The organism is Paraburkholderia sp. J69-1, from assembly GCF_905220255.1.
Taxonomy (GTDB): Bacteria; Pseudomonadota; Gammaproteobacteria; order Burkholderiales; family Burkholderiaceae; genus Paraburkholderia.
This window is the reverse complement of record NZ_CAJMZG010000111.1, coordinates 1-308: the sequence shown is the minus strand read 5'-3', so window position 1 is coordinate 308 and position 308 is coordinate 1. Positions and strand designations below refer to the sequence as shown.

At 56.5% G+C, this 308-nt stretch carries 1 protein-coding gene; it reads left to right on the top strand.

What is annotated here, in order from left to right; translation table 11 throughout:
* A partial coding sequence (locus tag U5A67_RS40620) for an IS3 family transposase (protein ID WP_321818854.1) occupies positions 1 to 266 on the top strand: 266 nt, incomplete at its 5' end.
* Positions 267 to 308 lie beyond the last annotated feature (42 nt).

Here is a 308-nt window from a genome sequence, read left to right as displayed (position 1 = left end):
CGCTGCTTAAGGGCTACGGCATGCGTTGTTCGATGAGCAGAAAGGCCAACTGCTGGGACACTTCGCCAACCGAGAGCCTGTGGGGATCGCTCAAGCAAGCGCGCATTCACGGCCAGCGCTTTGCGACGCGTCGCGAGGCGATGGACGAGGTACTTGATTGCCTGAGCTTATACAATCATGGGCGTCTGCACTCGACGTTGAACTACGTCAGTCCAATGCAATTTGAACAAGACTGGCACGCCGCACAACGAAAGCAAGCGGCATGAGAATCGCTCGGTTAGCGGATACGAAATTCGCGGGCAAGGTCA